Annotated in this window: 10 protein-coding genes and 1 pseudogene; 6 read left to right on the top strand and 5 right to left on the bottom strand. The window is 64.7% G+C overall.

The genetic code is table 11. From position 1 onward, the window contains the following. Nucleotides 1-102: 102 nt before the first annotated feature. The 3 genes from glnA to rdgB form a co-directional block, all read right to left on the bottom strand. Nucleotides 103-1,515: a type I glutamate--ammonia ligase gene (glnA, locus tag ACNPP0_RS21525; protein ID WP_006219661.1), complete on the bottom strand. Its 1,413-nt coding sequence runs from the start codon at nt 1,513-1,515 to the stop codon at nt 103-105. A gap of 184 nt (nt 1,516-1,699) precedes the next feature. After that, entirely contained in the window at nt 1,700-2,920 is a 1,221-nt protein-coding gene (hemW, locus tag ACNPP0_RS21520; RefSeq protein ID WP_448706948.1) for a radical SAM family heme chaperone HemW, read from the bottom strand. Between the two features lie 18 nt (nt 2,921-2,938). Continuing rightward, nucleotides 2,939-3,562 (bottom strand): RdgB/HAM1 family non-canonical purine NTP pyrophosphatase, encoded by a 624-nt coding sequence (rdgB, locus tag ACNPP0_RS21515; protein WP_448706947.1) that lies wholly within the window; start codon nt 3,560-3,562, stop codon nt 2,939-2,941. 203 nt (nt 3,563-3,765) lie between these two features. Between rdgB and ACNPP0_RS21510 the strand changes: the two genes are divergently transcribed. After that, nucleotides 3,766-5,613 carry an EAL domain-containing protein gene (locus ACNPP0_RS21510; RefSeq protein WP_332608064.1) on the top strand — a complete coding sequence of 616 codons (1,848 nt, stop codon included), beginning with the start codon at nt 3,766-3,768 and terminating at the stop codon, nt 5,611-5,613. Nucleotides 5,614-5,778: 165 nt separating this feature from the next. Here ACNPP0_RS21510 and ACNPP0_RS21505 read toward each other — a convergent pair. Then, nucleotides 5,779-7,212 (bottom strand): annotated as a pseudogene (locus tag ACNPP0_RS21505) (methyl-accepting chemotaxis protein); the annotation flags it as partial. Nucleotides 7,213-7,451: 239 nt separating this feature from the next. On the opposite strand from ACNPP0_RS21505, the gene ACNPP0_RS21500 reads away from it, so the two are divergent. Together ACNPP0_RS21500 and ACNPP0_RS21495 are read left to right on the top strand one after the other, a co-directional pair. Further along, a complete protein-coding gene (locus ACNPP0_RS21500; protein WP_104143913.1) occupies nt 7,452-8,612 on the top strand; it encodes an acyl-CoA dehydrogenase family protein in 1,161 nt (386 codons plus the stop codon). Between the two features lie 29 nt (nt 8,613-8,641). Beyond that, nucleotides 8,642-10,015 (top strand): MmgE/PrpD family protein, encoded by a 1,374-nt coding sequence (locus ACNPP0_RS21495; protein ID WP_448706946.1) that lies wholly within the window; start codon nt 8,642-8,644, stop codon nt 10,013-10,015. Between the two features lie 85 nt (nt 10,016-10,100). On the opposite strand, the gene rph is transcribed toward ACNPP0_RS21495, so the two are convergent. Then, nucleotides 10,101-10,835, bottom strand: coding sequence for a ribonuclease PH (gene rph / locus ACNPP0_RS21490; RefSeq protein ID WP_046804942.1), 735 nt, complete (start codon nt 10,833-10,835; stop codon nt 10,101-10,103). Between the two features lie 180 nt (nt 10,836-11,015). On the opposite strand from rph, the gene ACNPP0_RS21485 reads away from it, so the two are divergent. From ACNPP0_RS21485 to ACNPP0_RS21475, 3 genes are all read left to right on the top strand, one after another. Continuing rightward, nucleotides 11,016-11,948, top strand: coding sequence for a YicC/YloC family endoribonuclease (locus ACNPP0_RS21485; RefSeq protein WP_448706945.1), 933 nt, complete (start codon nt 11,016-11,018; stop codon nt 11,946-11,948). 149 nt (nt 11,949-12,097) lie between these two features. Beyond that, the gene (locus ACNPP0_RS21480; protein WP_332608061.1) at nt 12,098-12,994 is read left to right on the top strand and encodes a LysR family transcriptional regulator; all 897 of its coding nucleotides are present in this window, start codon (nt 12,098-12,100) and stop codon (nt 12,992-12,994) included. Between the two features lie 120 nt (nt 12,995-13,114). Continuing rightward, on the top strand, nt 13,115-14,281 hold the full coding sequence (locus ACNPP0_RS21475; protein ID WP_332608060.1) for an NAD(P)/FAD-dependent oxidoreductase: 1,167 nt from the start codon (nt 13,115-13,117) through the stop codon (nt 14,279-14,281). The last annotated feature ends 13 nt before the right edge of the window (nt 14,282-14,294 follow it).

Raw genomic sequence — 14,294 nt, 5'->3', positions numbered from 1 at the left:
CGTGGGGGACAAACCGTCGAGCCGCGACCTGGTGGTGCGCGTCGTGTGGGCCCTGGTTTCTGCCACCATCATCGCGCTCCCCCCGCCACAGCCTCTAAACGATCAGAGGCTGTAGTACATGTCGAATTCGACCGGGTGCGTGGTCATGCGCAGACGGTTCACATCGCCCATCTTCAGGTCGATGTAGGCGTTGAGCATGTCGTTGCTGAACACGCCACCACGGGTCAGGAATTCGCGATCGGCGTCCAGGGCTTCCAGCGCTTGTTCCAGCGAGGAGCACACGGTCGGGATCTTTGCGTCTTCTTCCGGCGGCAGGTCGTACAGGTTCTTGTCGGCCGGATCGCCCGGGTGGATCTTGTTCTGGACACCGTCCAGGCCGGCCATCATCAGGGCCGAGAAAGCCAGGTACGGGTTGGCCAGCGGGTCCGGGAAACGCGCTTCGACGCGGCGGCCCTTCGGGTTGCCGACGTACGGAATGCGGATCGAAGCCGAGCGGTTGCGGGCCGAGTAAGCCAGCTTGACCGGGGCTTCGTAGTGCGGAACCAGACGCTTGTACGAGTTCGTGCCCGGGTTGGTGATGGCGTTCAGGGCGCGGGCGTGCTTGATGATGCCGCCGATGTAGTACAGGGCGAATTCCGACAGGCCGGCGTAGCCGTTACCCGCGAACAGGTTTTGGCCATCCTTCCAGATCGATTGGTGCACGTGCATGCCGGAACCGTTGTCGCCAACGATGGGCTTGGGCATGAACGTGGCGGTCTTGCCATAGGCGTGCGCAACGTTGTGCACCACGTACTTGACGATCTGGGTCCAGTCGGCGCGCTGAACCAGCGTGCTGAACTTCGTGCCGATTTCCAGCTGGCCGGCGCCGGCCACTTCATGGTGGTGCACTTCAACCGGCACGCCCATTTGTTCCATCAGCAGGCACATTTCCGAACGCATGTCCTGGAACGAATCAACCGGGGGCACGGGGAAGTAGCCGCCCTTGACGGCGGGACGATGGCCGGTGTTGCCGCCTTCGAATTCCAGGCCGGTCGACCACGAGGCTTCTTCGGATTTGATCTTGACGAAGGTGCCCGACATGTCGGTGTTCCACGTCACGCCGTCGAACACGAAGAATTCGGGTTCCGGACCAAAGTAGGCGGTGTCGCCCAGGCCGGAGGACTTCAGGTAGGCTTCGGCGCGCTTGGCCAGCGAACGCGGGTCGCGGTCATAGCCCTTCAGGTCCGACGGCTCGACGACGTCGCACGACAGGATCAGGGTCGGCTCTTCGCGGAACGGGTCCAGGTTGCCGGTGGCGCAATCGGGGATGAGCAGCATGTCGGAAGCTTCGATACCCTTCCAACCCGGAATCGACGAACCGTCGAAAGCCTGGCCGCTTTCCAGCTTGTCTTCATCGATCTGGCTGGTGGGCACGGACACGTGGTGCTCACGGCCAACCGTATCGGTAAAGCGGAAATCCACGAATTTGACTTCGTTATCGGCGATCTGTTTCAGGACGTCTTTCGGGCTTGCCATGTCATCTCCATTAGATAAAAGGGTCGAGGGCTTTGCCGCTCGACTGGCATAAAGAGGGAAGCAATAAGCGTGCCAGGTTTTAACCCGGAGATTCCCAGGGGAAAGCTGCACGGTTACGGAAAAAGATAGCACCGGTGTGGTGCAAAGCGTGGGGCATGATTGCCCCGTTTTGGTGCAAAAGCAACTACAGGAACATTTCCTGCAAATCGTTCAGAAAGCGCCAGCCCAAGGGCGTAGCCTTCAAACGCGTCGGGTCCGCGTCCAGCAAGCCCCGTTTCGAGGCTGCCTCCAATTGGTGCGCGATGGCGGCAAGCGACAAACCGGTGCGTTCGTTGAACGTTGTGGTCGGCACGCCGTCTTTCAGGCGCAGGGCGTTAAGCATGAATTCAAAGGGCAGCTCGTCCGGCCCGACCTGGCGGCTTTCAGCCAGATGGCTGCCGTCGCGCGCCATTGCCCCTTGCATCCACGAATCAGGATTGCGCAGCCGCGCCTCGCGCACGATACGGTCATGAAATGACAGCTTGCCGTGCGCGCCCGGGCCTATGCCCAGGTAATCGCCAAATTCCCAGTAGTTCACGTTGTGGCGGCAACGCGCGCCCGGCCGCGCATAGGCCGACACTTCGTACCGGGCCAACCCCGCCGCCGCCAGCTCGGCTTCAACGGCGTCCTGCATGGCGGCGCTGGTGTCGTCGTCGGGCAATTCGGCGGGCGGGAATTTGGCGAAGACGGTGTTCGGCTCCATCGTCAGGTGGTACAGCGACAGGTGTTCGGTGCCAAACGATATGGCGTGGCGCAGGTCGGTCACACAGGCGTCCAGCGTCTGGCCCGGCAAGGCGAACATCATGTCCAGGTTCACGCGCGAGACGGCGCGCTGCGCCATGTCGATTGCCGCGCGGGCCTGCGCGGCGTCGTGGATACGGCCCAGCTTCTTCAGCTGCGCGTCGTCAAAGCTCTGGATGCCCAACGAAAAACGCGTGACGCCGCTGGCGGCATAGTCGCGAAACCGGCTGGCTTCGGCCGTGCCGGGGTTGGCTTCCATGGTGATTTCGGCGTCGGGCCAAAGATTCAGGCAGGCGCGCAACATGGCCAGCAATTCGTCCAAACCCGCCGACGACAGCAGGCTGGGCGTGCCGCCCCCGATGAAGACGGACACGACTTGGCGGCCCCAGATGGAAGGCAACGCCTGTTCCAGGTCGCTGCGCAAGGCGTCCAGATAGGCGCGTTCCGGAATTTCGCCGGGCGCGGCGTGAGAATTGAAGTCGCAATACGGGCATTTGCGCACGCACCAGGGCACGTGCACATAAAGGGAAAGCGGCGGCAGGCTGGTCAGCGTGGCGCCGGCCGGGACACGAACGCGCGACGGCGACGCGCCCATGTCGTTGCGGATGGGAATGGTGATGGACATGCGGTTTCGCTTAAGCGCTTATACGTGGCTAAGCTTGCTCAACAATTCGCGCAGCGCGCGGGCGCGGTGGCTGACGCGGTTCTTTTCCTCGGGGTCCAGCGACCCCGCGGTCAGCGCCATATCGGGCAGATAGAAGTGCGGATCGTAGCCAAAGCCGTTGGCCCCTTCGGGCACGTCGATGATTTCGCCATGCCACAGCCCTTCTCCGATGATCGGGCAAGGGTCGTTCTCCGAACGCACCAAGGCCAGCACGGCCACATACCAGGCGCGGCGGTCGGTGACCCCGGCCAGGTTCTGCACCAGCAGCGCGTTGTTCGCCTGGTCCGACTTTTCGCCCCCGTGCATCTTGGCGTAGCGGGCCGAATACACGCCGGGCGCGGCGCCCAAGGCGGCGACGCACAGGCCGGAATCGTCGGCCAACGCCGGCAGCCCGGTCAGGCGGCTGGCATGCCGCGCCTTGGCCAGCGCGTTCTCAACAAAGGTGACATGGGGTTCTTCGGCTTCGGGCACGCCCAGGTCGCCTTGGGGCACCAGTTCAATACCAAGCGGCGCGAACAAGGCGGAAAATTCGCGCAGCTTGCCGGCGTTGTTGGACGCCAGCACGATGCGGCGCAGGGATTCGGGAATCTTGGGGGAAGTCATAGCGCAAATTGTATAGGGCGCACGCGGTGCGCGGCGCCTGCCGGCACTGCGCCGCGTCCGCAAGCGAAGCAAGGGCAAATCTCGGTTGACAGCTATGTAACAGCGCCTGAATATGGCGCGTCGCTGGTAGCGGCAACAACGCAGACATATTTTGTTGTCAACATGACGAATCTTGTCACTGAACGTATCTGACGCCCCCGGCGATGACTTCCCTTCAAGCTATGCCTCGGCAGGCCACGGCCCGCGCGCCCCACTCCATACCGGGCGATGCGCCCGCACCCGTCGGCCTGGCCGGCATTTTGCGCGACCGTCTGCTGCGGCCGCGCTATCAACCGGTAGTGGATCTGTCCCACAGCCGCATCTATGGGCATGAAAGCCTGATCCGCGGCCCCGCCGACACCGCCCTGCACTTTCCCGATGCCCTGTTCGCCGAAGCGCGCCGCCGCGGCTTGCACCCGCAGCTGGAACTGGCCAGCTTTCGGGCGGGCGCGCAGGGTTTTCAGGACGCCCCCGGCAAACTGTTCCTGAACCTGTCGGGCTCGGCGCTGATCCACTTCTGGACGCTGTGGGGCGCAGACCTGCCAGAGCGGCTGCTGAAAGATTGCGCCCTGCCGGCTTCCAGCATCATCGTCGAACTAACGGAACAGGACCCGCTGTCGGACCACATGGGCGAACTGGGCAACGCGTTTGCCTGCTTGCGCGAACACGGCATGCGCATCGCGCTGGACGACTACGGCGTGGGCAATTCCAATTTGCAGCTGTGGTCGGAAATGCAGCCGGACCTGGTCAAGATCGACCGCTATTTCTTCGACGGCATCGGCCACGACGACCGCAAGCAAAGCATGGTCCGCGCCATTCTGAAAGTGGCGCAGCACCTGGGCACCGCGATCGTCGCCGAAGGGATTGAAACCGCCGAAGACCTGGCCATGGTGCGCGAGCTGGATATCCGCTATGCGCAAGGCTGGTTCCTGGGCCGCCCCGAAGAAACGTTGTTGACCGAACTGACGCCGCCGCTGCGCGACTCATTGCGCGTGCGCAGCTCGGCGCCCCTGTCGCAACGGGCGGCGGGCGGCACCGCGGCCAGCCTGCGCGTGGAAGCGCCGGCCGCGCTGCTGGACAAGCACACGAACGATGACGTGCACCGGCTGTTTATCGAACACAAGACCATGCATGCCGTGGCGGTGGTGGACGCCGAAAATCGCCCCGTCGGCATTATCAACCGCCGCGATTTTTCCGAACACTATGCGCAGCGCTACACACGCGAACTGTTCGGCCGCGACCGTTGCTCTACCTTCATGAACGCCGAGCCGGTGCTGGTCGACCTGAATGTATCCATCGACCAGCTCAGCCACGTGCTGATCTCGGAAGACCAGCGCTACCTGATGGATGGCCTGATCATCACGCGCGACGGCCGCTATGACGGCCTGGCTACCGGCGAAACCCTGGTGCGTTCCGTGACCGAAATGCGGATCGAGGCGGCGCGCTACGCCAACCCCTTGACCTCGCTGCCGGGCAACATCCCCATCAGCCGCCACATCGCCACCTTGCTGGAAGACGCCGCGGACTTCACCGTCTGCTATGGCGACCTGAACAACTTCAAGCCGTTCAACGACGTCTACGGCTATTGGCGCGGCGACGACATGATCATGCTGACCGCCGAAGTCATCAAGCAGCATTGCGACCCGCTGCGCGACTTCGTCGGCCACGTGGGCGGCGACGATTTCGTGGTGCTGTTTCGCAGCGCCGATTGGGCCGAACGCGTCCAGCGGATCATCGCCGAATTCAACGAACAGGCCACGGCGCTGTACGACGACCAAGGCCGCCGGAACGGCGGCATCGAGGCCGAGGACCGCTACGGCGTGCCGCGCTTCTTCCCGTTCGTGACCCTGGGTGTGGGCGCGCTGACCGTTACGCCGTCGCTATGCGAGCGCATCCGCCCGGAAGACATCGCGTCGGCCGCCGCGCACGTCAAGCACAAGGTCAAGCATGGGAACCTGTCGCTGGTGATCGAGCGCTACAGCGGCGGCATCCTGTCCCAGCTGTCCGATTAATCCGCCCACGGATGCCTGAACGGCGGCGGCGTTGCGCGCCGCCTGTTCGATCTGGAACACGGCCACCGCGCGGCGCAGGCCTTGCGCCTGGGCTTCCAGGGCGGCTGCCGCGGCCGCCGTCTGTTCGACCATGGCGGCGTTTTCCTGCGTAGACCGTTCAATGTCCGCCACCGCGTCGTTCACCGAGGCGATGCCGGCGGCCTGCTCGGCCGTCGCGCTGGAAATTTCGGCGACGATCTGGGTTACCCGATCCACCGACACGACCATGTCGCGCATGGTGTCGCCCGCCAGATTCACCTGCCGCACGCCGGCCTCCACGCGCAGGGCGGAGTCGTCGATCAAGCCCTTGATCTCTTTGGCGGCCTGAGCGCTACGTTGCGCCAATGAACGCACTTCGCCCGCAACCACCGCGAACCCTTTGCCCTGCTCGCCCGCGCGCGCGGCCTCAACCGCCGCATTCAACGCCAGGATGTTGGTCTGAAAAGCGATGCTGTCGACGACGCCCACGATTTCGCCAATGCGGCGCGCGCTGTCCGCAATGCCCTGCATGCTTTGCACCACTTCATCCACCGCGCGGCCGCCCTGCTTGGCCAACTGCGTGGCGCTTTGCGCTTGCCGGCTGGCCAGGTCGGCGTTGCCTGCCGTGACCTGCACGGTGTGCGCCAACTGCGTCATATTGGCGGCGGCCTCTTGCAACGAGCCGGCCTGGCGGGCGGTGCGGTCGGACATATCGGCGCCACCCGCCGCGATCTCGCCCGAGCCGGTATGGATTTCCTCGACGCCCCGGCGCACGGAGGCGACCGCCGCCGACAGCCCCGTCTGCATGCGACGCATCGCCGAATACAACACGCCGATCTCGTTGTCGCCGCGCATGGCAATGTCGCCCGTCAGGTCGCCGTCGGCGATGCGATCAAAATGCGCGCCCGCCTCGTTCAGCGGCCGCAGGATGCCGCGCCGGAACGCCAAGCGGATCAGCGCGGCCAGCAGCAGCACCACCGCCAGCACGGTGGCGGCCACCACGCTTACCCGTTCCAGCGTGCGGCTGGCATCGGCCACGGCGGCCTGGCCCTGCTCGCGCGCATAGCGCTGGTAGCCGTCCGCCTGCTTCACGTAGGCCGCGCCGCTGGCGGGCAACACCTTGTCCACCAACCGATTCACCTCGATGCCGTTCCAGCCCTGGATAGCGCTGAGCATGGGCGCCAAGGTCTGGTCGGCGAAGGCGGCATGGGCGGCCAGCATCTGGTCGAACAGTGCACCACCTTGCGCGCTGGTGTCCGGGTTGGCACGTAGCCGCGCCAGGCTGGCGCCGGCCTGCTTGAGCAGCGCGTCCGCCTGCGTCAGCGACGCGTTACGGGCGTCTTCAAGCCCGCCTTCCATGCTGGTCTTGGCGTCGGTCAACGCCGCGCGCGCCTGGAACAGCCGGCTGGTCAGTTCGGCCAGGTCGCTGGCGCGTTCCACGCTGCCCCGGCCCAAGGCTTCGATATCCGCCCGGTTCTCGCGCAGGACGGCGATGCCGGCTCCGGCCGCTATGGCAAACAGCAGTACGAACAACGCCAGAATGGCCGATACCGCCGTGGTGACCCTGAGATTTTTACGCATATCCATCCGTCTATAACCAGGCGCCCGGAGGCGCAGTGCCACGGATTATGGACACCCAGTTTGGCAATTTCTTGACACAACTGACGGCGCCGCCGCCCGATGGTGGAACGCACGCTCGTCATGAACGCGCTTTTGCGAACAGGAACCCCGTATTAAGCAATTGTGAATTGGCAGCACGGCGCCCATGCGGCACATTCGATGCTGAACCGAACCCTCCTTTTGCCTATCACAGCAGCCCTATGCCCCACGCCTCACACGACTATCAGGACATCCGCGAAGCCGTGCGCGACCTTTGCGCGCAATTTCCGTCAGAGTATTTCCGCAAGATCGATGAAGAACGCGGCTACCCCGAGGACTTTGTCCGCGCACTGACCGAGGCCGGCTGGCTGGCCGCGCTGATCCCTCAGGAGTACGGCGGCTCGGGCCTTGGGCTGACCGAAGCGTCGGTCATCATGGAAGAAATCAACCGCAGCGGCGGCAACTCCGGCGCCTGCCACGGCCAGATGTACAACATGGGCACCTTGCTGCGCCACGGGTCCGAAGCGCAGAAGCGCGAGTACCTGCCGCGCATCGCCGCCGGCGAGCTGCGCCTGCAATCGATGGGCGTTACCGAACCCACCACCGGCACCGATACCACCAAGATCAAGACCACCGCCGTGCGCCGTGGCGATCGCTACGTCATCAACGGCCAGAAGGTCTGGATCTCGCGCGTGCAGCATTCCGACCTGATGATCCTGCTGGCACGCACCACGCCGCTGGACCAGGTCACCCGGAAGTCCGAAGGCATGTCGATCTTCCTGGTGGACCTGCATCATGCCGTCAAGCACGGCATGACGATCCGGCCCATTCCGAACATGGTCAATCACGAGACCAATGAACTGTTTTTCGACAACCTGGAAATCCCCGTCGAAAACCTGATCGGCGAAGAAGGCAAGGGCTTCAAGTACATCCTGGATGGCCTGAACGCCGAACGCACGCTGATCGCCGCCGAATGCATCGGCGACGGCTATTGGTTCGTGGACAAGGTCACCGCCTACGCCAAGGAACGCATGGTGTTCGGCCGCCCCATTGGCCAGAACCAGGGCGTGCAGTTTCCCATCGCGCGCGCCCACATCAACGTCGAAGCCGCCAGCCTGATGCGCTATGAAGCCTGCCGCCTGTTCGACGCGCACCAACCCTGCGGCGCGCAGGCCAACATGGCCAAGCTGCTGGCCGCCGACGCGTCGTGGGAAGCGGCCAACGCCTGCCTGCAATTTCACGGCGGTTTCGGCTTTGCCACCGAATACGACGTAGAACGCAAATTCCGCGAGACGCGGCTGTACCAGGTGGCGCCGATATCGACGAACCTGATCCTGTCCTACGTCGCCGAACACATCCTGGGTCTGCCCCGCTCGTTCTGACCCGACGCCAACACCAACTGCCCCGGACCATGACCGCCGCCAACGACACGCCCCACCTGAGCGCCGAGCTTGCCGCCTTTGCGGCCAACTTGCGTTACGAAGACATCCCCGCGCCCGTATTGCGCCGCGCCGAAGACCTGCTGCTGGATTGCCTGGCGTCGATACTTGCCGGCGCCTCGGCGCGCGCGGTGCAAGCCATCGACCGCTACGCAGCCGCCATGGGTCCGGCCGACGGCCCCAGCGAAGTGCTGATCACGCGGCGCCGCACCACGCCGCTGTTCGCCGCCATGGTGAACGCGGCCGCCGCCCACGTGGTGGAGCAGGACGACGTGCACAACGGTTCGGTATTCCACCCTGCCGCCGTGGTGTTCCCGCCCGCCTTGGCCGTGGCCCAGGCACTGGGCAGTTCGGGCCGCGACGTGCTGGTCGCCGCCGTGGCCGGCTACGAAGTCGGCATCCGCGTGGGGGAATTTCTAGGACGTTCGCACTACAAGATTTTTCACACGACGGGCACGGCGGGCACGCTGGCCGCCGCCGTCACCACCGGCCGCCTGCTGAAGTTGACGCCCGAACAGATGCTGCACGCATTGGGTTCGGCGGGCACGCAGGCCGCCGGGCTGTGGGAATTTCTGCGCGATGCCGCCGACTCCAAGCAGTTGCACACGGCCAAGGCGGCGGCGGACGGCATCACCGCCGCGTATCTGGCGCGCGAAGGCTTCACAGGCGCGCGCCACATCCTGGAAGGTCCGCAAGGCATGGCGGCCGGCATGTCGTCCGACGCGGACCCGTCCAAGCTGTGCGACCGCCTGGGCGAACGCTGGGCGCTGGCCGAGACCTCGTTCAAGTTCCATGCATCGTGCCGTCATACGCACCCGGCGGCGGATGCGCTGCAACAAGTGCTGCGCGAGCACAAGTTGGCCGAATCCGACGTGGCGCGCGTGGTGGCGCATGTGCATCAGGGCGCCATCGACGTGCTGGGACCCGTCGTCAACCCGCAGACGGTGCATCAGTCCAAGTTTTCGATGGGAACGGTGCTAGGCCTGATCGCCCGCCAGGGGCGCGCAGGGCTGGCTGAATTTGATGCCGGCTTAGACGACCCGGCCGTGGCGGCGTTCCGGGGCAAGGTCGAAATGGTGCTGGACGATGAAGTGGACAAGGCTTATCCGCAACGCTGGATCGGCAAGGTCACCGTGACCACGCAAGATGGCCGCACGCTGCAAGGCCGCGTCGATGAGCCGAAGGGCGACCCGGGCAATACCTTGAGCCGCGCGGAAATCGAAGACAAGACGCTAAGCCTGGGCCGCTACGCCGACGCGGCAACGGAAGCGGAGCTGCGCACGCTGATCGCGTCAATCTGGGGCTTGGAGAAAATCGACAAGCTGGGCGCGTTGCTGCCCGGCTGATACGGGCAAAAACCGGTACCGGTATGCCCGCATACGTTATGGGATCCGCGCAGACGTTGCCCGGATCCCTTTTCATGCCTGCCGCTTACACCAGCGCGGCCCGCTGGGCGCGGACCAGGCTGGCGATGCCGTTTTCGGCCAGCACCAGCATGGTGTCCAGTTCGGCGCGGGTAAACGTGGCGCCTTCGCCGGTGCCCTGCACTTCAACAAAAGCCCCGCTGCCCGTCATGATGACGTTGACGTCGGCGTCGCAGGCGGAATCTTCCTGGTAGTCCAGGTCCAGCACCGAACGCCCTTGCACCAAGCCCACCGACACGGCGGCCACCGCGTCGCGGATCGGGTTGACGGCCAGGTCGCCACGCTTCATCAGCAAGGCCACGGCATCGGCCGCCGCCACCCACGCGCCCGTAATGCTGGCGCAGCGCGTGCCGCCGTCGGCCTGCAACACGTCGCAATCCAGATGCAGCGTGCGTTCGCCCAGTGCGCGCATGTCGAACACGGCGCGCAGGCTGCGACCGATCAGGCGTTGAATTTCCTGCGTACGGCCACTTTGCTTGCCACGGGCGGCTTCACGATCGCCACGCGTGTGGGTGGCGCGCGGCAGCATGCCGTATTCCGCCGTGACCCAGCCTTCGCCTTTACCCTTCAGAAACGGCGGCACTTTCTCCAACACGCTGGCGGTGCACAGCACGTGTGTATCGCCGGCCTTGACCAGCACCGAGCCTTCGGCATAGCGCGTAAAGCCGCGTTCCAGGCTGAACGGCCGCAGTTCGTCTACAGCGCGGCCGGACGGACGGGCGATGGTGGGCGTAGTGGTCACAGGCAAACTCCAGTCTAGATATTGGTTCGCGGCATTGTACGGGCAGGCGCCGCAGGAAATTCCCGCTTGGAGTATCCTGCCGCGATATATCCGGTTGAATACACAGACCCGCCCCCTTTTCCGGGGCACCGCGGGCCCCGGCGCAACCGGCTCTTACCCCAGCTTTACCAGGACACGACCATGATTCGCAGCATGACCGCATTCGGCAACGCCCGAGCAGACCTAGAACAAGGCACGCTTGCCATTGAACTGCGCAGCGTCAACAGCCGCTTCCTTGATTTGTATTTCCGCTTGCCCGACGAGTTGCGGCATGTTGAAACGCCGCTGCGCGAGCTGCTGACCGCCAATCTGGCGCGCGGCAAGGTCGAGATCCGGGTGTCATTCACGCGCAACGCCAGCACCGACTTGTCCAAGCTGGATCCGACGTGGCTGGAAAGCCTGGCGGAACAATTGCAGGCCGCGCGCCGCATCGTTCCTGACATCGCGCCGCCCCGGCTGGTGGAATTGTTCAACTGGCCCGGCCAACGCGGCAACGACGCGCTGGACCCGCAGGTGTGGGGCGCGGCCTGCCTGCAAGCCGCGCAGCAGGCCTTGACCCAACTGCAAGAGGGCCGCGCGCGCGAAGGCGAACGCCTGGCGGGCATGATGCGTGAATGCGCCGACGGCGTCGCCGGCGTGGTCGATATCGTGCAGGCTCATCTGCCGCAACTGCTGTCCGACCACCGCGACAAGCTGGCCGCCAAACTGCGCGAAAGTGTGGAATCGGCCTTTCCCGGCGGTTTCACACACATCTCGGGCACGGAGCTGTCCGAACGCCTGTCGCAGGAAGCCAATCTGTTTGCGCTGCGTATCGACGTTGCCGAAGAACTGTCGCGCCTGCGTTCTCATCTGGAAGAATTGCGCCACCTGCTGACCGACGGCGGCGGCAAATCCGCCCCGGGTAAGAAAAACGCCGGCAGTGCCGGCAAGCGCCTGGATTTCCTGTTTCAGGAAATGAACCGCGAAGCCAATACGCTGGGTTCCAAGGCAGGCAGCATGGAAGTCACGCGCGCCGCCATGGACCTGAAGCTGCTCATCGAGCAGATGCGCGAACAGGCGCAGAACATCGAATAAGCGGTAGCGGCTTGATGAGAAATCGGGAGGCCGCGCGAGCGGCCTCTTCGCATTCCAGACTTTTCCTATAGGGTCGCTGACAAGGCCGTGTTGTCATGGGGGGTTTACGTCAAGGCTGTATCCCAAGGCTGTCTCCATTAGGAAGCCCCATGTTCCGCAAGACCTTTCTGCCGCCCGTCGCCAACCTGCTGGCCTTCGAAGCAGTCGCCCGGCGCAACAGCGTGTCGCGCGCGGCGGACGAGCTTCACCTGACCCAAAGCGCCGTATCGCGCCAGATCCACCAACTTGAAACCCAGCTGGGCGTAACGATGTTCCATCGCGTGCGCCAGCGGGTGGTCTTAAGCGATGCTGGCCGCGCCTACGCGTCCGAGGTGCGCATCCTGCTGCACCAACTGTCCGAAGCCACCCGCCGCACCATGGCCTGCACCCGCCGCGACCAGCTCAACCTGGCGGTGCTGCCCACGTTGGGCACCCGCTGGCTGATTCCGCGGCTGGGTGACTTCATGGCGCGCAAGCCCGACGTGACCATCAACTTCACGTCGCGCACCCTGCCCTTCGAGTTCTCGCAAGAGCCTTTTGACGCGGCCATCCATTTCGGTGCGCCTTACTGGGCCGGCGCCGTGTGCGAGTACCTGATGCACGAAGAGGTCATCGCCGTCAGCAGCCCCCGCTATCAACGCCTGCACGGTATCCGGCACATCGCGGACTTGTCCAACGTCGTGCTGCTGCACCAGACATCCCGCCCCGCACAATGGGCGTCGTGGTTTGACCAACACGGCGCCAGCGCGGCGCGCGCGATGCAGGGCCCTCAGTTCGAGCAGGCGTCCATGCTGGCGCAAGCGGCCGCCTCCAGCCTGGGTGCGGCCCTGCTGCCCCGCTTTCTGGTGGAACGCGAACTGGACACCGGCGAACTGATTCAGCTGTTTCCCCAAGCGCTCAGCAGCGCCGACGCCTACTACTTCGTCTATCCCCACACCCAGGCCGAATCGCCGCTGGTGCGCGAATTCGGCGCCTGGATGCTGGAGCAATGTCGCGTGTCGCCGTAAGCGCCGCCTCGCCCGACGGGCTTCTTGGCCCCGCACACGCAAGGGCTTGCGCCGCTGCAAAGAAGGCGTCAAGCTGCTGCTACACCGAGTCGGCCCTGGACACCAACGGGACTAAAAGCCTTGCAACGCGTCGTCATCATTGGCGGAGGAGCCGTTGGCAGCTCTATCGCTTACTTTCTAAGCCAAACCCCACACGATTTCGACGTTACCGTGCTTGAACGTGACCCGACGTACGCGCGGGCTTCGTCCGCGCTCTCGGCCAGTTCCATTCGCCAGCAGTTTTCGACGCCCGTCAATATCGGCATGTCTCAAATGGGCATTGCGTTCTTGCGCGAACTGGCCACGACGTTGTTTGTAGAAGACCCGGCGCCCGATATCGGCTTGACCGAGCCCGGCTATCTTTACCTGGCCAGCGCCGCCGGCTGCGACACGCTGCAAAGCAACTACACCACGCAGCGCGCGCACGGCGTTGACGTCGCCTTGCTTGAGCCGGTTCAATTGCAAGCGCGATTCCCCTGGCTGAACACCGCGGACCTGGCGCTGGGCGCGCTGGGGCTATCGGGCGAAGGCTGGTTCGATGGCTACGGGCTGATGCAGGCGCTACGCCAGAAGGCGATAGCGCAAGGCGCGACGTACCGGCGTGCGCAAGCCGTGGGCCTGCTGCGCGAAGGCGCGCGTGTGAACGGGGTCTGGACCAGCCACGGTGCCGCCCTGCCCTGCGATGTGGCCATCAACGCCGCGGGCCCGTGGGCGGCACGCGTGGCCCAATGGGCCGGCATAGACCTGCCCGTGCGCGCCCGGCGGCGTACCGTGTTCAGCTTCAGCTGCCCGCAAACCTTGCCGCTCTGCCCCTTGCTGATTGACCCGTCGGGCATCTGGTTTCGTCCGGACGGCGACAAATTTCTATGCGGTTATTCGCCCGACGCGGCGGATGACGCCGACGACATGCCGCTTGACGCCCAACTTGAAGCGTTCGACAGCCACGTCTGGCCGGCGCTTGCCGCCCGGGTGCCCGCGTTCGAGGCCGTGCGCGTGCGCAGCGCCTGGGCCGGCTATTACGAAATGAACGTGTTCGACCACAACGCCATCATCGGCGCCCATCCCGATTGCCCCAACCTGTACTTCGCCAACGGCTTTTCGGGCCACGGGCTTCAGCAGGCGCCCGCCACCGGGCGCGGTATCGCAGAGCTGCTACGGTTCGGCGCCTACCGCAGCCTGGACTTGTCCGCCCTGTCTTTTCAGCGCGTTTTGGACAACCGCCCCCTGCTTGAAAAGAACATTATCTAAGGGCGGTTGTCAT

This window comes from Achromobacter semiaridum, from assembly GCF_053543755.1.
The sequence above is the reverse complement of the archived record's forward strand: the minus strand, read 5'-3'. Positions and strand labels throughout refer to the sequence as shown.